Origin of the sequence: Streptomyces virginiae, from assembly GCF_041432505.1 — a bacterium.
GTDB lineage: Bacteria > Actinomycetota > Actinomycetes > Streptomycetales > Streptomycetaceae > Streptomyces > Streptomyces virginiae_A.
Window position 1 is genome coordinate 5,371,050 of sequence record NZ_CP107871.1, and the last position, 17,518, is coordinate 5,388,567.

Here is a 17,518-nt window from a genome sequence, read left to right on the forward strand (position 1 = left end):
GCCATGAGGGGGGTGTGGCGGGGAGCACCCGAGAAGGGGTGGATCCGGTGTCCTGGCCGGTCAGCGCGTGGCGATGAGGACGATCAGCAGCAGCGCGCCGATCAGGGCGGGCGCGATGATCTCGTACGACCAGCGCACGCGCACGCTGCCCTGCGCGCCCGGCCGCGCGGCGTTCAGTTCGGCCAGTCCCTGCAGCTCGTCGACGATCCGGTCGGCGTTGGCCCGCATCGGTTCGGTGGCGGCGGCCGAGGCGGAGGCACGGCCCCGCGCGGTGGGGTCGCCCGAGCTGCCCGGGTCACGACGGTCGATGGCATTGCGGCGCATCTGCTGCCGGTTGGCCTTCTTGCGTTCCCGCAGCGAGACGGGCACGGACCAGAGCTGGTACTTCGAACCCTCGGCCAGCACCTCGGCCGAGTAGCCGGCGCGGACCGCGTCCACGGCCGCCCAGGGCAGCTCGATGATCCGGAACGGGTTCCGCACGCGCATCCGGTCCTCATTGGCGAAGACGGCCGGGCGGAGGGTGAACGCGACGATCAGCGGTACGACGCACAGCGCCACCGCCAGGCCGATCCACGGGGTGTTGCCGGAGCCGCGGAGCACGGCGTCGCCGCAGAGCCAGACGGTCAGCGCGAGCAGCAGTACCCCCGAGACGAAGCCCATGGAGGATCGGTAGACCCGGTCTGCGTACACCGGCTCGTCGGTCGGCTGCTGGCTGCTCATGGGGTCGATTCTGCCCCACGTCATCTCAGCCCACGAGATCGGCGTACAGGATGATGTTGTCGGGGCGGTGCCCGTTCGTGATCTCGCCGCCGCAGGTGATGACGCGCAGCTCGGGGCGGGCGGTGTCGCCGTACACCTTGGCGGTCGGGAAGTGCTTCTTGTCGACCTGCTCCAGCTCGCGGACGCGGAAGACGGCGGTGGTGCCGTCGGCCCGCGAGATCGTGATCTCCTCGCCGGTGCGGACGCGCGACACGTCCTTGAGCACGGCGGGGCCGCGGGCGGTGTCGAAGTGGCCGATCAGTACGGCGGGACCGGTCTGGCCCGGCGTCACGCCCTTGGTGTACCAGCCGATCCGGTCGGCGTCGGCCACCGAGGGCACCTCGACGGTGCCGTCGGCGGCGAGCCCCAGCCCCAGTACCGGGGAGGTGTCCACCCCGGCCGAGGGGATCCGGACGCGTACGGGCTCGGAGGCGGGCATCGCGGTCGCGGCCGGGACGGCCGCCGGAGCGGCGGAGGCCGGGGCGATGTGCGGGGTCGGGGCGGACGCCGGGCTACCGGCGGGGGCGCCGCCGCATCCGGTCAGGCCGGCGAGGGCGAGCGGGGCGAGCAGCGCGGTGGCGCGGAGGGCGGCTCGGGACATGCGGGGCTCCTGAACGGGGACCGGCGGGCCACCACGAGGGTGGCCCGCCATGAGGAGGACGGGTGACGAGGGGACGCGCGGGGCGGCCGCTCGTCAGCTGTGGCTGCGCCGACGGCGCAGGACGGTCGCACCGAGCGCGGCGAAGACCGCGAGGAGGCCGGCGCCGGCGGCGACGGTGATGCTGTTGTCGGTGTCCTCGGACGCGATCTCGGCGCCCGCGGCGACGGAGCCCTGGGGGACGACGGTGGTCTGGCCCGTGGTCTGGGTGGAGACGTTCGTGGCCGTCACCGGCTTGGCGGTGGAGGGCTCGGGCTTCGGGGCCGGGGTCTCCTCCGTGACCGGGTACTCGGGGGTGCAGCCCTTGGGGAGGGCGGGGAAGGTCGCGAAGCCGGAGGGGACGTTCTTGCCGCCCTGGGTCTTCCATTCGAAGACGGGCTTGGCGCCGCTGGGGTTGTTGATGCGGGAGAAGTAGCCCTCGGAGCCCTTGGGGTCGGTGCGGGTCAGGGTCCGGGTCCAGGTGTCGGCGGGGTCGGCGTCGTGCATGACGACCTTGGGGCCCTTGGGGGACATGGTCAGGTCGGCCTGCAGCCCGGCGCCGAGGCCGACCTGCTTGGTCTGGGAGACGCAGGACGTGGACTCGTCGTCGTGGACCGGGTACTCGGGGGTGCAGCCCTTGGGGAGGGCGGGGAAGGTCGCGAAGCCGGAGGGGACGTTCTTGCCGCCCTGGGTTTTCCATTCGAAGACGGGCTTGGCGCCGCTGGGGTTGTTGATGCGGGAGAAGTAGCCCTCGGAGCCCTTGGGGTCGGTGCGGGTCAGGGTCCGGGTCCAGGTGTCGGCGGGGTCGGCGTCGTGCATGACGACCTTGGGGCCCTTGGGGGACATGGTCAGGTCGGCCTGCAGCCCGGCGCCGAGGCCGACCTGCTTGGTCTGGGAGACGCAGTCCGCCGGGGCGGTCGGCGCCTGCGGCAGCGGGTAGGACTTGGTCGTGCCGCCCTTGACCACCGAGAGGGACGGGCGCGCGGAGTCCTTCCCGACGAGCTCCAGCTCCAGGCCGTTCACCGAGGCCTTGAGGTGCTTGACGTCCAGCGTGGCGAGCACCCGGGCCATGTAGTCGTCGCCCGGCTTCCAGCTGTCGGAAGCGGCGCGGATCCAGACCTCGGGACCCTCGGCCGCGTTACGCAGCACCGCGACGACACCCGTGTCGATCAGGACGGGAGTGCCGGCGTAGCGGGCGGGCACGGTCGCGGCGGCGGCCTGCGGGGTCGTGGCCGCGTACGCGGTGCCCGCGATCGGGGCGAGGAGGGCACCGGCGAGGACGGCGGTGGAGATGGAGGCACGGAGGGCGGTACGCATAACGACTCCTTGAAGCGTTGTCTCGGGAAAGTGGAGGAGAGTCGCATGCCGCGGTTTTCTCTGTCGGTGAGAGCCGGGTGAGTGTCTGGCGGGCTGCTGAGAACAAAGTTACGGATCTTGTGCGTGCGGACGATCCTGCTCCTGTCACAGCCGCGTGACGGAGAGTGGAGGTGTCGATTCCATAGCGGATCCGGGGGCGGGGGTGACAGGTCGCTACGCGCGTAGATATGCTCATCTGGTGACCATGCCCACCACCCTCACCGCATTCGCTGACGTGACGACGTCCGACAGTGCGCTGCGCCGCTTCCTGCACGGGCTGCCCGGCGTCGACGCTGTCGGACTGGAGGCCCGCGCGGCCTCCCTCGGCACCCGTTCGATCAAGACGACGGCCAAGGCGTACGCCATCGACCTGGCCATCTCGATGATCGACCTGACGACGCTGGAAGGCGCGGACACCCCGGGCAAGGTCCGGGCGCTCTCCGCCAAGGCCGTCCATCCCGATCCGACCGACCGTACGACCCCGACGACGGCCGCCGTCTGTGTCTACCCCGACATGGTGGCCACGGCGAAGGCCGCGCTGAACGGCGCCGACGTCAAGATCGCCTCCGTCGCGACCGCCTTCCCGGCCGGCCGCGCCGCCCTGCCCGTCAAGCTCGCCGACACCCGTGACGCCGTCGCCGCCGGCGCCGACGAGATCGACATGGTCATCGACCGTGGCGCCTTCCTCGCCGGTCGCTACCTGGAGACGTACGAGCTGATCAAGGCCATCAAGGAGGCCTGCGTCCGCGAGGACGGCAGCGCCGCGCGCCTGAAGGTCATCTTCGAGACCGGCGAGCTGTCGACCTACGACAACATCCGCCGCGCCTCCTGGATCGGCATGCTCGCGGGCGCCGACTTCATCAAGACGTCGACCGGCAAGGTCGGGGTCAACGCCACGCCGGCGAACACCCTGCTCATGCTCGAAGCCGTACGCGACTTCCGCGCGCAGACCGGAATCCAGATCGGCGTGAAGCCGGCCGGCGGCATCCGCACCACCAAGGACGCGATCAAGTTCCTGGTCCTGGTCAACGAGACCGTGGGCGAGGACTGGCTGAGCAACCACTGGTTCCGTTTCGGCGCCTCCAGCCTGCTCAACGACCTGCTGATGCAGCGCCAGAAGCTGAGCACCGGCCGTTACTCCGGTCCCGACTACGTGACGGTGGACTGATCACCATGGCATCTGTATTCGAGTACGCACCGGCTCCCGAGTCCCGCTCGGTCGTCGACATCGCCCCCTCCTACGGGCTCTTCATCGACGGTGAGTTCACCGACGCCGCCGACGGCAAGGTCTTCAAGACCGTCTCGCCGAGCAGCGAGGAGGTGCTGGCCGAGGTCGCCCAGGCCGGCGCCGCCGATGTGGACCGCGCCGTGAAGGCCGCTCGCAAGGCCTTCGCCTCCTGGTCCGCGCTGCCGGGCTCCGAGCGCGCCAAGTACCTCTTCCGCATCGCCCGGATCATCCAGGAGCGCAGCCGCGAGCTCGCCGTCCTGGAGACCCTGGACAACGGCAAGCCGATCAAGGAGACCCGCGACGCGGACCTCCCGCTGGTCGCCGCGCACTTCTTCTACTACGCGGGCTGGGCCGACAAGCTCGACCACGCGGGCTACGGCCCGAACCCGCGTCCGCTGGGCGTGGCCGGCCAGGTCATCCCGTGGAACTTCCCGCTGCTGATGCTGGCCTGGAAGATCGCCCCGGCGCTCGCCACCGGCAACACCGTCGTGCTGAAGCCCGCCGAGACGACCCCGCTCTCCGCGCTGTTCTTCGCGGACATCTGCCGCCAGGCGGGCCTGCCCAAGGGCGTCGTCAACATCCTCACCGGCTACGGCGACGCGGGCGCGGCCCTCGTCGAGCACCCGGACGTCAACAAGGTCGCCTTCACCGGCTCGACCGCCGTGGGCAAGAAGATCGCCCGCCACGTCGCCGGCACCGACAAGAAGGTCACCCTGGAGCTGGGCGGCAAGGGCGCCAACATCGTCTTCGACGACGCCCCCATCGACCAGGCCGTCGAGGGCATCGTCAACGGCATCTTCTTCAACCAGGGCCAGGTCTGCTGCGCGGGCTCCCGCCTCCTGGTCCAGGAGTCGATCCACGACGAGCTGCTGGACTCCCTCAAGCGCCGCCTCTCCACGCTGCGCTTGGGCGACCCGCTCGACAAGAACACCGACATCGGCGCGATCAACTCCGCCGAGCAGCTCGCCCGGATCACCGCGCTCGCGGAGACCGGTGAGGCCGAGGGCGCCGAGCGCTGGTCCCCGGCGTGCGAGCTGCCGTCCTCCGGCTACTGGTTCGCCCCGACGCTCTTCACGAACGTCACCCAGGCGCACACCGTCGCCCGCGACGAGATCTTCGGCCCGGTGCTGTCCGTGCTGACCTTCCGTACGCCCGACGAGGCCGTCGCCAAGGCCAACAACAGCCAGTACGGCCTCTCCGCCGGCATCTGGACGGAGAAGGGCTCGCGCATCCTCGCGGTCGCGAACCAGCTCCGCGCCGGAGTCGTCTGGGCCAACACGTTCAACAAGTTCGACCCGACCTCGCCCTTCGGCGGCTACAAGGAGTCGGGCTTCGGCCGCGAGGGCGGCCGCCACGGCCTGGAGGGCTACCTCGATGTCTGATCAGTCAGCGGCGTCCCGCCTGCATGTCTTCAAGACCTACAAGCTGTACGTCGGGGGCAAGTTCCCCCGCTCCGAGAGCGGCCGGGTGTACGAAGTGACGGCGAAAACATCGTCGGGTGGCAAGGGCAAGTGGCTGGCCAACGCCCCCCTGTCCTCCCGCAAGGACGCGCGTGACGCCGTCGTCGCGGCCCGCAAGGCCTTCGGCGGCTGGTCCGGCGCGACCGCGTACAACCGCGGGCAGATCCTCTACCGCATCGCCGAGATGCTGGAGGGCCGCCGCGAGCAGTTCGTCCGTGAGGTCGGCGAGGCGGAGGGCCTGTCCAAGTCGAAGGCCGGCGCGGTCGTCGACGCGGCCATCGACCGCTGGGTCTGGTACGCGGGCTGGACCGACAAGATCGGCCAGATCGTGGGCGGGGCCAACCCGGTCGCGGGCCCGTTCTTCAACCTCTCCACCCCGGAGCCGACCGGTGTGGTCACGGTCGTCGCCCCGCAGGAGTCGTCCTTCCTGGGCCTCGTCTCGGTGATCGCCCCGGTGATCGCGACGGGCAACACCGTCGTCGTCATCGCGAGCGAGCGGTCCCCGCTGCCGGCGCTCTCCCTGGGCGAGGTGCTCGCCACCTCCGACCTGCCCGGCGGCGTGGTCAACATCCTGTCCGGCAAGGCCGGCGAGATGGGCCCGCACCTGGCCTCCCACCAGGACGTCAACGCGATCGACCTGGCCGGGGCCGACGCGGCGCTGGCCAAGGAGCTGGAGATCGCGGCGGCCGACAACCTCAAGCGCGTCCTGCGTCCACAGCCTGTGGACGACTGGAGCGCCGACCCGGGCACCTCCCGCATGACGGCGTTCCTGGAGACCAAGACCGTCTGGCACCCCACCGGGTCGCTGGGCGCGGGCGGCTCGTCCTACTAGTCCCCCGGGACAGGCCCCCGTACGAGACCGGCCCCGGCAGCGTCCCCCGCGCTGTCGGGGCCTCCTCATTTTTGGGCTCGGTTCGCCTCCGGCGGCGCTTCTGCCGGCTCCAGGCGTGCGTGCGTCCTCGAAACCGCTCGTTCCTCACGGTTCCTCCGGGCGCTCGCCCGCCTTCGCCGGCGCGCCGCCTTCGGCTCACTCGCCGGAGGTGTGGTGGGACTAGCGGGGGGTGAGGGGGCCCAGGAGGGACGAGGCCGCCGCCGCGGGGAGTTCGCCCACCGAGGGCCCCTGGGTGAGGATCCCCGTCACCATGCCGGTCCCGACGGAGGGGAAGTCGGCGACCTTCGTGGCGACGCCGTTGTCCAGCGGGTCCACACCGGTGTGGGCGAGCGGATTCACCTTGAGGTTCGCGATCGGGTCGGCGACCCCGGACAGGGCCGCCGGGATGTCGAGTTCACCGGCCTGCGCCCCGCCCGCGGCCATCGCCAGGGCCGCACCGGCCATCGAGACGGTCAGTCCCGCGCTGCGGAGCCGGTTCGGAAGGGAAGGGGCTGCGTGACGTGCCATGGGGATCCCGCCTGAGGTCGTGGTCGCGTGCGCACGCAGCGTAGTTGAGGTGTGTTCCTGGACACCAACCGGCCACCAGGAGGATCCCCTACCCGGGGGAATGGTTCAGACTGGTGTCCCGTGAGCTCCCCCTCTTCTTCGCCGACCCGCGTCGTCCTGCTGACCGGTCCGTCGGGCTCCGGAAAATCCTCGCTGGCCGCCCGCTCAGGGCTGCCCGTGCTGCGCCTCGACGACTTCTACAAGGAGGGTGTCGACCCCACCCTCCCGCTCGTCGACGGCAGCTCCGACATCGACTGGGACTCCCCGCTGTCCTGGGACGCGGACGCGGCGGTCGCCGCGATCGCCGACCTGTGCGCGGCGGGACGGACGAACGTCCCCGTCTACGACATCGCGACGAGTTCCCGCACGGGCACCGAGAGCCTCGACATCGCCCGCACCCCGCTGTTCATCGCGGAGGGCATCTTCGCCGCCGACGTGGCCGCCCGCTGCCAGGAGCTCGGTCTCCTCGCGGACGCCATCTGCCTGCGGGGGCGCCCCTCGACGACCTTCCGTCGCCGGCTCGCCCGCGACCTGCGGGAAGGCCGCAAGTCGGTGCCGTTCCTGCTGCGCAGGGGCCTGCGGCTGATGCGCGCCGAACGCGGCATCGTGGCCCGCCACGTCGCCCTGGGCGCGCACGCCTGCGCCGGCGACGAGGCCCTCGGCCGCCTGGCGGCGGCCGCAGCGGGCCGCCACCGCGCGACGACCCCCGCGTAGCCGCCGGACCGGTGCCGCGCCGGGGCCGTGGCCTCGGCGCGGCGCGGCGCGGCCGACATATGAAAAGGCGGGACCAGGCGGACCCCCGTCCGCTCGATCCCGCCTTTTCCCCCCGCGGCCCCCGCCCCACCCCCGTAGGACGGGCCCCCTGGCCCGATGGCTTCTGTGTGTGCCGCGTTACGCGACGAGCTCCTCGAAGGACTCCGCCTCGTCACGGCCGAAGCTGAGCGCCTCGTCCTCCCGCAGGCGGCGCAGCGAGCGCCAGATGCTCGACTTCACGGTGCCGACGCTGATGCCGAGGATCTCCGCGATCTCCGGGTCCGTGCGGCCCTCGTAGTAGCGGAGCACCAGCATCGTGCGCTGCGGCTCCGGGATCCGGGTCAGGGCCTGCCACAGCACCGCGCGCAGCTCCGTACCGCGCATCGCGTCCGTGTCGGAGGCCGTCTCCGGCAGCTCCTCCGTCGGGTACTCGTTGAGCTTGCGCCGACGCCACGCGCTGATGTGCAGGTTCGTCATCGTGCGACGCAGGTAGCCGCCGACGGCCGCCTTGTCGCTGATCCGGTCCCAGGCACGGTAGGTGGAGAACAGCGCGCTCTGCAGCAGGTCCTCCGCCTCGTACCGGTCGCCGGTGAGGTGGAAGGCCGTCGCGTACAGGGCGGCACGCCGCTCCTGGACGTACGCCGTGAACTCCGCCTCCGAGATGGAGGAAGGAGCCGCCTCGGTGGCGGGAACCGCCTGGTACTGGTTCGCGTCAATGGCTACGACGTGGGCCGGCCGGGGACGGGCGACCGCCACCGTACGGACACCCGCCCGGCGGTTCACATCGTGCAGCCGCGTGACAACCGCGCCGGTGCTGGTGCTGTGCAGCGTGTTCATCTCGCGCCCCCCGTCGTGGAGTGTCTGTGCTTCGGTCCGTTGTGCGTTGATGAAAAGATTGCCCCGCCGACTTAACCGGGGTGTCCGTCGACTGTCACAGCCGTGTCACAGCGACTTCTGACAGGACCCCGACAGGATCACGTCGCGCGACGGTCGAACTCCCGACTGCCGATGGGACAGAATGAGCCCGTGCCTTTCCTGTTGCTGATCGAGGACGACGACGCCATCCGCACGGCCCTCGAACTCTCCCTGTCTCGCCAGGGCCACCGTGTGGCCACCGCGGCGACGGGCGAGGACGGCCTGAAACTGCTGCGCGAGCAGCGGCCGGACCTGATCGTGCTGGACGTGATGCTGCCCGGGATCGACGGCTTCGAGGTGTGCCGGCGGATCCGCCGCACCGACCAGCTGCCGATCATCCTGCTCACCGCGCGCAGCGACGACATCGACGTGGTGGTCGGCCTGGAGTCCGGGGCCGACGACTACGTGGTCAAGCCCGTCCAGGGCCGGGTCCTCGACGCCCGGATCCGGGCGGTACTGCGCCGCGGCGAGCGCGAGTCGAGCGACTCGGCGAGCTTCGGCTCCCTGGTCATCGACCGGGCCGCCATGACGGTGACCAAGAACGGCGAGGACCTGCAGCTCACGCCGACCGAGCTGCGGCTGCTGCTCGAACTGAGCCGCCGGCCCGGGCAGGCGCTCTCGCGCCAGCAGCTGCTGCGGCTGGTCTGGGAGCACGACTACCTCGGTGACTCGCGGCTCGTCGACGCCTGCGTGCAGCGGCTGCGCGCCAAGGTCGAGGACGTGCCGTCCTCGCCCACCCTGATCCGTACCGTCCGAGGTGTGGGCTACCGCCTGGACTCACCGCAGTGATCCGGTCGTTGCTCGCGGGCCGGCGCTGGACCAGCCTGCGGCTGCGGCTCCTCATGGTGTTCTGCCTGGTCGCGCTCACGGCCGCGGTCTCGGCCTCCGGCATCGCCTACTGGCTCAACCGCGAGGCCGTCCTCACCCGCGTCCAGGACGCCGCCCTCGGCGACTTCCGGCAGGAGATGCAGAACCGGGCCGCCGCGCTGCCCGCCGATCCCACCGCCGAGGAACTGCAGCGCACCGCCGAACTGATGGCGGGCAGCAGCCCCGGATACAGCGTGCTGCTGGTGCAGGTGGGCAAGGACAACCGGCAGATCTTCGGCGCGGCGGGGCCCGACTCCTTCGGGCTGGCCAACGTACCGAAGTCCCTGCAGAACGCGGTGAACGACCGGCAGAAGACCACCGCCGCGAACGACTCCGAGTACCACGTCTACTGGCAGCGGACGAAGCCGCGCGGCAATCCGTACCTGGTCGGCGGGACGCGCGTCGTGGGTGGCGGGCTCACCGGCTACATGTACAAGTCCCTCGCGCAGGAGCGGGACGACCTGAACGCGCTCGGCTGGTCGCTGACCATCGCCACCTGCCTCGCGCTGCTCGGCTCCGCCCTGCTGGCGCAGGCCGCGGCCCGCACGGTGCTCAAGCCCGTGCAGCGGCTCGGGGACGCGGCGCGGCGGCTCGGCGAGGGCGAGCTGGACCACCGCCTCGACGTGTCGGGCACGGACGAACTCGCCGACCTGTCGCACACCTTCAACAAGACGGCCGAGGCGCTGGAGAAGAAGGTCGCCGACATGAGCGCGCGGGAGGAGTCGAGCCGGCGCTTCGTCGCGGACATGTCGCACGAGCTACGGACGCCGCTGACCGCGCTGACGGCGGTGGCCGAGGTCCTGGAGGAGGAGGTCGACGACCTCGATCCGATGATCGCACCGGCCGTCGCGCTCGTCGTCAGCGAGACGCGCCGCCTCAACGACCTGGTGGAGAACCTGATGGAGGTCACCCGCTTCGACGCGGGTACGGCCAAGCTCGTGCTGGACGACGTCAACGTCGCCGACCAGGTCACGGCCTGCATCGACGCCCGGGCCTGGCTCGACGCGGTCGAACTCGACGCCGAGCGGGGCATCGTGGCCCGCCTCGACCCGCGCCGCCTCGACGTCATCCTCGCCAACCTCATCGGCAACGCGCTCAAGCACGGCGGCTCGCCGGTACGGGTGTCGGTGACGGTGGAGGGGGAGTGGCTGGTCATCGCGGTGCAGGACAACGGTCCGGGCATTCCCGAGGAGGTCCTGCCGCACGTCTTCGACCGGTTCTACAAGGCGAGCGCGTCGCGGCCGAAGTCGGACGGCAGCGGGCTCGGCCTGTCGATCGCGATGGAGAACGCGCACATCCACGGCGGCGACATCACCGCCGCCAATGTGCCGGGCGGTGGGGCGCTGTTCACGCTGCGGCTGCCGGTGGACGTGGGAAAGGTGCTCGCGGGTGACGAGGATGCGTAGGACTCTGCCGATGGTCGCGGTCCTGTTGCTCGCGACGTCGGCCTGCGGGATCCGGGCCACGACCGTGCCGGTGGACGTCGGCCCGGCGCCGTCGCGGGTTTCCTGCGACACCCAGGAACAGCCGAGCGGGGTGCAGGGCTTCCGGGCCACGGTGGAGCTGATCTGCGGATCGCAGCTGGTGGGCGTGGAGCGCGTGGTTCCGGTGCCCGAGAAGAAGCCCGTACGGGACCCGCTGGCGATGGTCGCGCAGGCCCTGCTGGAAGCGCTGGAGCGGACGCCGACCACGGAGGAGCGGGACGCCGGCTTCACGAGCGAGGTCCCGGTCGGGCTGTCGGCGGGAGCGGCGAGGCCGGGCGACCCGGCGGGCACGGTGCGGCTCAGCCGCAAGCCGGAGGACCTGCCGCCGGTGGCGCTCTCGCAGATCGTGTGCACGCTGGCGGGCAGCGAGGCCCTGAAGGCGACCCCGGGCCCGGTGATCCTGGGCGGGCCGGACGCGGATCCGCCCCGGGCGTGGGAGTGCACGGACGCGGTCCGCTCCCGCCCGGAGTCGGTACCGACCCTGGGCGAACTCGCCACCCCCACCCCCACGCCTGCGCCTTCCTGACGCGCCGGCGGGGCCGGACATGCGAAGGCCCGGTCCCGCCGGACGGGGCGGGACCGGGCCGGGCGGGGGCCGAAGCCCCGGCCGCCGCGCCCGACGGACGGAGTCCGGCGCAGCGGCGCGAAGCCGGTGAGGCCCCCTGGGCCGAGGCGCGCGAGCGGCGCGGGGAAAACTAGATGCCCATGGCCGCCGAGAGGTCCTTCTTGATCGCGTCCAGGACCTCCTGGCCGCGCACGCGGGCCGGAGCCAGGTCGGAGGCCTCGGCCACCGGGACCACGACCTCCAGGTAGCACTTCAGCTTGGGCTCGGTACCCGACGGGCGGGCGATGACCCGGGCCTTGTACGCGCCGTCCAGGTAGTAGCGCAGGCCGTCCGTCGGCGGGAGCGTCTCCGTGCCCTTGGACAGGTCCTCCGCCGAGACCACCCGCAGACCCGCGAGCGACACCGGCGGCTGCGCGCGCAGCGCCGCCATCGCGTCGGCGATGATCGACAGGTCGGAGACGCGCACCGACAGCTGGTCCGTGGCGTGCAGGCCGTGGGCCATCGCCAGGTCGTCCAGCAGGTCGGTCAGCGTGCGGCCCTGCTCCTTGAGCACCGAGGCCAGCTCCGCCACCAGCAGGGCGGCGGTGACGCCGTCCTTGTCACGGACGCCCTCGGGGTCCACGCAGTAGCCGAGCGCCTCCTCGTAGCCGTAGCGCAGGCCCTCGACGCGGGCGATCCACTTGAAGCCGGTGAGGGTCTCCTCGTAACCGACGCCCGCCGCCTCCGCGATCCGGCCCAGGAGGCTGGAGGAGACGATGGACTCGGCGAAGACACCCCGCGCGCCCTTGTGGACCAGGTGCGCCGCCAGCAGCGCGCCGACCTCGTCGCCGCGCAGCATCCGCCAGCCGTCCGCCGTCGGCACGGCCACGGCGCAGCGGTCCGCGTCCGGGTCGTTGGCGATCACGATGTCGGGCCCGACCTCGGCGGCCTTCGCGAAGGCCAGGTCCATCGCACCCGGCTCCTCCGGGTTCGGGAACGCCACGGTCGGGAAGGCCGGGTCGGGCTCGGCCTGCTCGGCGACGAGCACCGGCTCCGGGAAGCCGTGCCGGGCGAAGGCCGCCATGACGACGTCCTTGCCGACGCCGTGCATGGCCGTGTAGACGGTCCGCACGCCCCGGGGGGAGCCGGGGGTCAGGACGGCGTCCGTACGCGCCAGGTAGGCCTCCAGGACCTCGTCGCCGAGTTCCTGCCAGCCCGACTCGGGGCGCGGTACGTCGGCCAGCTTCTCGACCGCCGCGATCTGCGCCGCGATCTCGGTGTCGGCCGGGGAGACGATCTGCGAGCCGTCGCCGAGGTAGACCTTGTAGCCGTTGTCCCGGGGAGGGTTGTGGCTCGCGGTCACCTCGACGCCGGCGACGGCGCCGAGGTGCCTTATCGCGTACGCGAGCACGGGCGTCGGCAGGGGGCGGGGCAGGAGGGCCGCGCGTAGCCCGGCGCCGGTCATGACGGCCGCGGTGTCACGGGCGAAGTCCGCCGACTTGTAGCGGGCGTCGTAGCCGACGACGACCAGGCCGCCGTCGTGGCCCTGGGCCTTCAGGTAGGCCGCGAGGCCCGCCGCGGCCCGGATGACCACGCCGCGGTTCATCCGCATCGGGCCGGCGCCGATCTCACCGCGCAGTCCGGCGGTGCCGAACTGCAGGGTGCCCGAGAAACGGTCCGCGAGCTCCGCCGTGTCGCCGGCCTCGATGAGCGCGGCCAGTTCCGCGGCCGTCTCCGGGTCCGGGTCCTCGGCCAGCCAGGCCTGCGCCCGGATGATCAGGTCGTCCTGTGCCTGTGCCTGTGCCTGTTCCTGCACTGCTTCCGCCTTAGCTCTCGTACGTCGATCAGATGCGGGCGAGGACCTGCGTCAGCAGCGTGCCCATGCGGGCGGCCGAGTCACGGCCGGCCTGGAGGACCTCTTCGTGGTTCAGCGGCTCGCCGGACAGGCCCGCCGCCAGGTTGGTGACCAGGGAGATGCCGAGCACCTCGGCGCCGGCCTCACGGGCGGCGATGGCCTCCAGCACGGTGGACATGCCGACCAGGTCGGCGCCCATGACGCGGATCATGTTGATCTCGGCCGGGGTCTCGTAGTGCGGGCCGGGGAACTGGACGTAGACGCCCTCTTCGAGGCTCGCGTCGATGTCCTTGCACATCGCGCGCAGGCGCGGCGAGTACAGGTCGGTGAGGTCGACGAAGTTCGCGCCGACGATCGGCGAGGTGGCCGTCAGGTTGAGGTGGTCGCTGATCAGGACGGGCTGGCCGGGCTTCATGCCCTCGCGCAGACCGCCGCAGCCGTTGGTCAGGACGACGGTCTTGCAGCCGGCGGCGACGGCGGTGCGCACGCCGTGGGCGACGGCGGCGACGCCGCGGCCCTCGTAGTAGTGGGTCCGGCCGAGGAAGACCAGGGCGCGCTTGTCGCCGATCTTGTACGAGCGGATCTTGCCGCCGTGGCCCTCGACGGCGGCGGGCGGGAAGCCGGGCAGCTCGGTGACGAGGAACTCGGCCTCGGGGGCGCCGAGCGCCTCTGCGGCGGGGGCCCATCCGGAGCCCATGACGAGGGCGACATCGTGGGTGTCCACGCCGGTCAGCTCACGCAGGCGGGCGGCTGCGGCGTCGGCGGCGGCGAAGGGGTCGGTAACAGATGCGTTCACGCGGACGAGCGTAACCGTTTTCCGGCTACGCGCGTAGATGGCACAGCTCACGGTGTTCGGATCGTTGCCTTGTCGTTTCCGCCGAATCGTCCCCGCGGGGTGGCGGGGGTGTGGGCGCGGGCCGCGCGCCGAGCCGTCGGCGGGGCCGAAGACCGGGGCTCCGCCCCGGACCCCGCGCCTCAAACGCAGGCGGGGCTGGGAGCGGGGGTCAGCAGGGGCGTTTGCGGATTTCCATCACGTAGTCGTGGGGGGCGCCCGCGGATTCGGCGGCGTCGGCGATCTCGCCGAGGTAGCGGGCCGAGGGCAGACCGCCCTCGTAGCCGTTCAGGACGTACACCCAGGCCGCCTCCTCGCCGTCCAGCGTGTGCACACGCACCCGCATCCGGCGGTAGATGTCGAGTCCGACACCCTCCCAGCGGTCCATCGAGTCCTCGTCCAGCGGCGCGATGTCGTACAGGGCGACGAAGACCTGGTGGCGCGGGGCTTCGACGATCGTGGCGAGAGCGCCCTCCCAGCCCATCTGCTCGCCGCCGAAGGTCAGCCGCCAGTCGTTGATCCAGCCCGTGCCGCGCAGCGGCGAATGCGGAGCGCGGCGCGTCATCAGCCGCGGGTCGAGGTTGCCGGCGTACGCGGCGTAGAGCGACATGTGGTCGAGAGTACGGGAGGGGTGCCGGTGCACGCGTGCCCGGATGGCGGGACCGGGCGCGAAGCACCTTGAAGCGTGCGGGACAATGGAGCACGGAATGCATCCCCCGGGGAGACCCCCCGGAACACCGGCCGGGGCGGCAGCCGGCCGGGTAGACGTGAGGCGGACTTTTCGTGACCCGGATCGTGATCATCGGCGGCGGACCCGGCGGGTATGAGGCAGCCCTGGTGGGGGCCCAGCTCGGCGCGGAGGTGACCGTCGTCGACTGCGACGGTCTGGGCGGGGCATCGGTGCTGACCGACTGCGTACCCTCCAAGACTCTGATCGCGACCGCCGAGGTGATGACGACCTTCGACTCCTCGTACGAGGAGCTCGGCATCGTCGTCGCGGACGACACCCCGCACATCGAGCAGGCCGCGCGCGTCGTCGGCGTGGACCTCGGCAAGGTGAACCGGCGCGTCAAGCGCCTCGCGCTCGCCCAGTCGCACGACATCACCGCCTCCGTCACCCGGGCCGGCGCCCGCGTGGTGCGCGGCCGCGCCAAGCTCGGCGGACCGCAGGGCATCGACGGCACCCGGGACGTCATCGTCACGGCCGCCGACGGCTCCGAGACGATCCTGACCGCGGACGCCGTCCTGATCGCGACCGGCGGCACCCCCCGCGAGATCCCCGACGCCATGCCCGACGGCGAGCGGATCCTGAACTGGACCCAGGTCTACGACCTCGACGAGCTCCCCGAGGAGCTCATCGTGGTCGGCTCCGGTGTGACCGGTGCCGAGTTCGCCGGCGCGTACCAGGCCCTCGGCTCCCGGGTGACCCTCGTGTCCTCCCGCGACCGCGTGCTGCCCGGCGAGGACCCGGACGCCGCCGCCGTGCTGGAGGACGTCTTCCGGCGTCGTGGCATGAACGTCGTCGGGCGCTCGCGCGCCGAGTCCGCCAAGCGGGTCGGCGACCGGGTCGAGGTCACCCTCTCCGACGGCCGCGTGCTGACCGGTACGCACTGCCTGATGGCGGTCGGCGCGATCCCGAACACCAAGAACATGAACCTGGAGGAGTCCGGGGTCCGGCTCAAGGACTCCGGGCACATCTGGACCGACAAGGTCTCGCGCACCTCCGCACCCGGCGTGTACGCCGCCGGTGACGTCACGGGCGTCTTCGCGCTCGCGTCGGTCGCGGCGATGCAGGGCCGCATCGCGATGTACCACTTCCTCGGTGACGCGGTGGCCCCGCTGAACCTCAAGACGGTCTCCTCCAACGTCTTCACCGACCCGGAGATCGCCACCGTCGGCTACACCCAGGCGGACGTGGACGCCGGCAAGATCGACGCCCGCGTGGTGAAGCTCCCGCTGCTGCGCAACCCGCGCGCCAAGATGCAGGGCATCCGGGACGGCTTCGTGAAGCTGTTCTGCCGTCCGGGCACCGGGATCGTCGTCGGCGGTGTGGTCGTCTCCCCGCGCGCGAGCGAGCTGATTCACCCCATCTCGATCGCGGTCGACAACAATCTGACGGTCGAGCAGATCGCAAAAGCGTTCACCGTGTACCCCTCGCTCTCGGGATCGATCGCCGAGGTGGCCCGTCAGCTGCACACGCGGAAGGCCGCCGGGGAGGCGTGATCCCCGCTAACCGCCGCACACCGTAAGGGGTTTGGGGCGGGGCGTCGTTTCGTGGCGAGATGTTCACGCAACTCTCGGTCTGCGTATACCACTAGTCGCCCCGCCTTATGGACAACTTCGGTATTCCGGCGCAAAGAGCTGAAAGCAGACGGTCGTTGGGGTTACTGTCAGTTTCGTGTTCGCTGCAGAACGTCGCCAATTGATCCTCGAAATGGTGCGGGCCAACGGAGCGGTTTCGCTCCGGGAGCTCGCCCGCGTCGTCCAGACCTCCGAAGTGACCGTACGGCGGGACGTGCGGGCACTGGAGGCAGAAGGACTCCTCGACCGCCGACACGGCGGTGCGGTATTGCCGGGCGGTTTCACGCGGGAGTCCGGCTTTCCGCAAAAGTCCCATCTCGCGACGGCGGAGAAGACCGCCATTGCCGATGTCGCCGCCTCCCTCGTCGAAGAGGGCGAGGCCGTCGTCGTCGGCGCGGGCACCACGACCCAGGAGCTGGCCCGTCGGCTCGCCCGCGTGCCCGGACTGACCGTCGTCACCAACTCGCTGCTCGTCGCCCAGGCCCTGGCCCACGCGAACCGGGTGGAGGTGGTCATGACCGGCGGCACCCTGCGCGGGTCCAACTACGCCCTCGTGGGCAGCGGAGCCGAACAGTCCCTCCAGGGGCTGCGGGTATCGCGGGCCTTCCTGTCGGGCAGCGGTCTGACCGCCGAGCGCGGGCTGTCCACGTCCAACATGCTGTCCGCCAGCGTGGACCGGGCGCTGGTGCAGGCGGCGGCGGAGGTGGTGGTGCTGGCCGACCACACGAAGCTCGGCACCGACACCATGTTCCAGACCGTGCCCACCGATGTGATGACACGTCTGGTGACGGACGAGCCGCCGCCGCACGACGACCGGGCGGGTACGGAGCTGCAGGCGCTGGCGGACCAGGGCGTGCAGATCACCGTAGCCGGCGGAGCCGTGCCCTCCGGGGGCGTGGACGGGATGCAGGGGCGGCGGCCGCGCCGCGAGTCGCCGCTGCCGGTGCAGCGGCGGGGCGGGCCGACCGCGCAGCTGCGCAGTGCCGCCGGTGGGATGCTGGAGCCGCAGGCGGAGCGGGCCCGCGTGGCCGACATGCGCCGCCGCTAGATCCCGCGGGCCGTGTGCCGGGGCTCCGCCCCGGACCCCGC

Annotated in this window: 17 protein-coding genes; 9 read left to right on the forward strand and 8 right to left on the reverse strand. The window is 71.7% G+C overall.

The window, feature by feature from the left end:
• Positions 1–60 precede the first annotated feature (60 nt).
• The 3 genes from OG624_RS25140 to OG624_RS25150 all read right to left on the reverse strand — a co-directional run bounded on the left by OG624_RS25140 (position 61) and on the right by OG624_RS25150 (position 2,713).
• Positions 61–720 (reverse strand): PH domain-containing protein, encoded by a 660-nt coding sequence (locus OG624_RS25140; RefSeq protein WP_266353109.1) that lies wholly within the window; start codon positions 718–720, stop codon positions 61–63.
• A 25-nt stretch (positions 721–745) separates the two neighbouring features.
• Positions 746–1,360 (reverse strand): class F sortase, encoded by a 615-nt coding sequence (locus OG624_RS25145; RefSeq protein ID WP_033219635.1) that lies wholly within the window; start codon positions 1,358–1,360, stop codon positions 746–748.
• Between the two features lie 93 nt (positions 1,361–1,453).
• Positions 1,454–2,713 (reverse strand): hypothetical protein, encoded by a 1,260-nt coding sequence (locus OG624_RS25150; RefSeq protein WP_371639862.1) that lies wholly within the window; start codon positions 2,711–2,713, stop codon positions 1,454–1,456.
• A 244-nt stretch (positions 2,714–2,957) separates the two neighbouring features.
• Between OG624_RS25150 and deoC the strand changes: the two genes are divergently transcribed.
• Genes deoC through OG624_RS25165 form a run of 3 tightly spaced genes read left to right on the forward strand, consistent with a single transcriptional unit; the run spans position 2,958 to position 6,272 of the window.
• Positions 2,958–3,920: a deoxyribose-phosphate aldolase gene (gene deoC, locus OG624_RS25155; protein WP_106971381.1), complete on the forward strand. Its 963-nt coding sequence runs from the start codon at positions 2,958–2,960 to the stop codon at positions 3,918–3,920.
• A 5-nt stretch (positions 3,921–3,925) separates the two neighbouring features.
• Positions 3,926–5,362 (forward strand): aldehyde dehydrogenase family protein, encoded by a 1,437-nt coding sequence (locus tag OG624_RS25160; protein ID WP_033219643.1) that lies wholly within the window; start codon positions 3,926–3,928, stop codon positions 5,360–5,362.
• On the forward strand, positions 5,355–6,272 hold the full coding sequence (locus OG624_RS25165) for an aldehyde dehydrogenase family protein (RefSeq protein WP_033219645.1): 918 nt from the start codon (positions 5,355–5,357) through the stop codon (positions 6,270–6,272). Before OG624_RS25160 ends, OG624_RS25165 begins: the two co-directional genes overlap by 8 nt.
• Before the next feature lie 219 nt (positions 6,273–6,491).
• Here OG624_RS25165 and OG624_RS25170 read toward each other — a convergent pair whose 3' ends face one another.
• Positions 6,492–6,839, reverse strand: a complete 348-nt coding sequence (locus OG624_RS25170; protein WP_051763182.1) for a hypothetical protein — start codon at positions 6,837–6,839, stop codon at positions 6,492–6,494.
• Positions 6,840–6,890: 51 nt separating this feature from the next.
• Between OG624_RS25170 and OG624_RS25175 the strand changes: the two genes are divergently transcribed.
• The gene (locus OG624_RS25175) at positions 6,891–7,592 is read left to right on the forward strand and encodes a uridine kinase family protein (RefSeq protein WP_078909243.1); all 702 of its coding nucleotides are present in this window, start codon (positions 6,891–6,893) and stop codon (positions 7,590–7,592) included.
• 177 nt (positions 7,593–7,769) lie between these two features.
• Here OG624_RS25175 and OG624_RS25180 read toward each other — a convergent pair whose 3' ends face one another.
• Positions 7,770–8,468, reverse strand: a complete 699-nt coding sequence (locus OG624_RS25180; protein WP_033219647.1) for a SigE family RNA polymerase sigma factor — start codon at positions 8,466–8,468, stop codon at positions 7,770–7,772.
• Positions 8,469–8,657: 189 nt separating this feature from the next.
• Between OG624_RS25180 and afsQ1 the strand changes: the two genes are divergently transcribed.
• From afsQ1 to OG624_RS25195, 3 genes are read left to right on the forward strand one after another with little or no spacing between them, the layout of a single operon-like run.
• Entirely contained in the window at positions 8,658–9,335 is a 678-nt protein-coding gene (afsQ1, locus tag OG624_RS25185) for a two-component system response regulator AfsQ1 (protein WP_063754818.1), read from the forward strand.
• A 53-nt stretch (positions 9,336–9,388) separates the two neighbouring features.
• Entirely contained in the window at positions 9,389–10,819 is a 1,431-nt protein-coding gene (locus OG624_RS25190; RefSeq protein ID WP_237545500.1) for a sensor histidine kinase, read from the forward strand.
• Positions 10,812–11,423 (forward strand): hypothetical protein, encoded by a 612-nt coding sequence (locus OG624_RS25195; protein ID WP_033219651.1) that lies wholly within the window; start codon positions 10,812–10,814, stop codon positions 11,421–11,423. Before OG624_RS25190 ends, OG624_RS25195 begins: the two co-directional genes overlap by 8 nt.
• Positions 11,424–11,592: 169 nt before the next feature.
• On the opposite strand, the gene OG624_RS25200 is transcribed toward OG624_RS25195, so the two are convergent.
• The 3 genes from OG624_RS25200 to OG624_RS25210 form a co-directional block, all read right to left on the reverse strand.
• On the reverse strand, positions 11,593–13,257 hold the full coding sequence (locus tag OG624_RS25200; protein WP_266443075.1) for a phospho-sugar mutase: 1,665 nt from the start codon (positions 13,255–13,257) through the stop codon (positions 11,593–11,595).
• Between the two features lie 28 nt (positions 13,258–13,285).
• Positions 13,286–14,092: a purine-nucleoside phosphorylase gene (locus tag OG624_RS25205; RefSeq protein WP_033219655.1), complete on the reverse strand. Its 807-nt coding sequence runs from the start codon at positions 14,090–14,092 to the stop codon at positions 13,286–13,288.
• 208 nt (positions 14,093–14,300) lie between these two features.
• Positions 14,301–14,738, reverse strand: a complete 438-nt coding sequence (locus OG624_RS25210; protein WP_030012228.1) for a gamma-glutamylcyclotransferase — start codon at positions 14,736–14,738, stop codon at positions 14,301–14,303.
• A gap of 173 nt (positions 14,739–14,911) precedes the next feature.
• Between OG624_RS25210 and OG624_RS25215 the strand changes: the two genes are divergently transcribed.
• Positions 14,912–16,351 (forward strand): NAD(P)H-quinone dehydrogenase, encoded by a 1,440-nt coding sequence (locus tag OG624_RS25215; protein ID WP_030712437.1) that lies wholly within the window; start codon positions 14,912–14,914, stop codon positions 16,349–16,351.
• A 175-nt stretch (positions 16,352–16,526) separates the two neighbouring features.
• Complete coding sequence (locus tag OG624_RS25220; RefSeq protein WP_078909244.1) at positions 16,527–17,477, forward strand: DeoR/GlpR family DNA-binding transcription regulator; 951 nt, start codon at positions 16,527–16,529, stop codon at positions 17,475–17,477.
• Positions 17,478–17,518: the final 41 nt, after the last annotated feature.

Coding starts and splice junctions, on each gene's coding strand:
- OG624_RS25190 (WP_237545500.1), top strand. CDS start 9,389: ATGGTGTTCTGCCTGGTCGCGCTCACGGCCGCGGTCTCGGCCTCCGGC.
- OG624_RS25165 (WP_033219645.1), top strand. CDS start 5,355: ATGTCTGATCAGTCAGCGGCGTCCCGCCTGCATGTCTTCAAGACCTAC.
- deoC (WP_106971381.1), top strand. CDS start 2,958: ATGCCCACCACCCTCACCGCATTCGCTGACGTGACGACGTCCGACAGT.
- OG624_RS25145 (WP_033219635.1), bottom strand. CDS start 1,360: ATGTCCCGAGCCGCCCTCCGCGCCACCGCGCTGCTCGCCCCGCTCGCC.
- OG624_RS25140 (WP_266353109.1), bottom strand. CDS start 720: ATGAGCAGCCAGCAGCCGACCGACGAGCCGGTGTACGCAGACCGGGTC.
- OG624_RS25160 (WP_033219643.1), top strand. CDS start 3,926: ATGGCATCTGTATTCGAGTACGCACCGGCTCCCGAGTCCCGCTCGGTC.
- OG624_RS25210 (WP_030012228.1), bottom strand. CDS start 14,738: ATGTCGCTCTACGCCGCGTACGCCGGCAACCTCGACCCGCGGCTGATG.
- OG624_RS25150 (WP_371639862.1), bottom strand. CDS start 2,713: ATGCGTACCGCCCTCCGTGCCTCCATCTCCACCGCCGTCCTCGCCGGT.
- OG624_RS25180 (WP_033219647.1), bottom strand. CDS start 8,468: ATGAACACGCTGCACAGCACCAGCACCGGCGCGGTTGTCACGCGGCTG.
- OG624_RS25170 (WP_051763182.1), bottom strand. CDS start 6,839: ATGGCACGTCACGCAGCCCCTTCCCTTCCGAACCGGCTCCGCAGCGCG.
- OG624_RS25195 (WP_033219651.1), top strand. CDS start 10,812: ATGCGTAGGACTCTGCCGATGGTCGCGGTCCTGTTGCTCGCGACGTCG.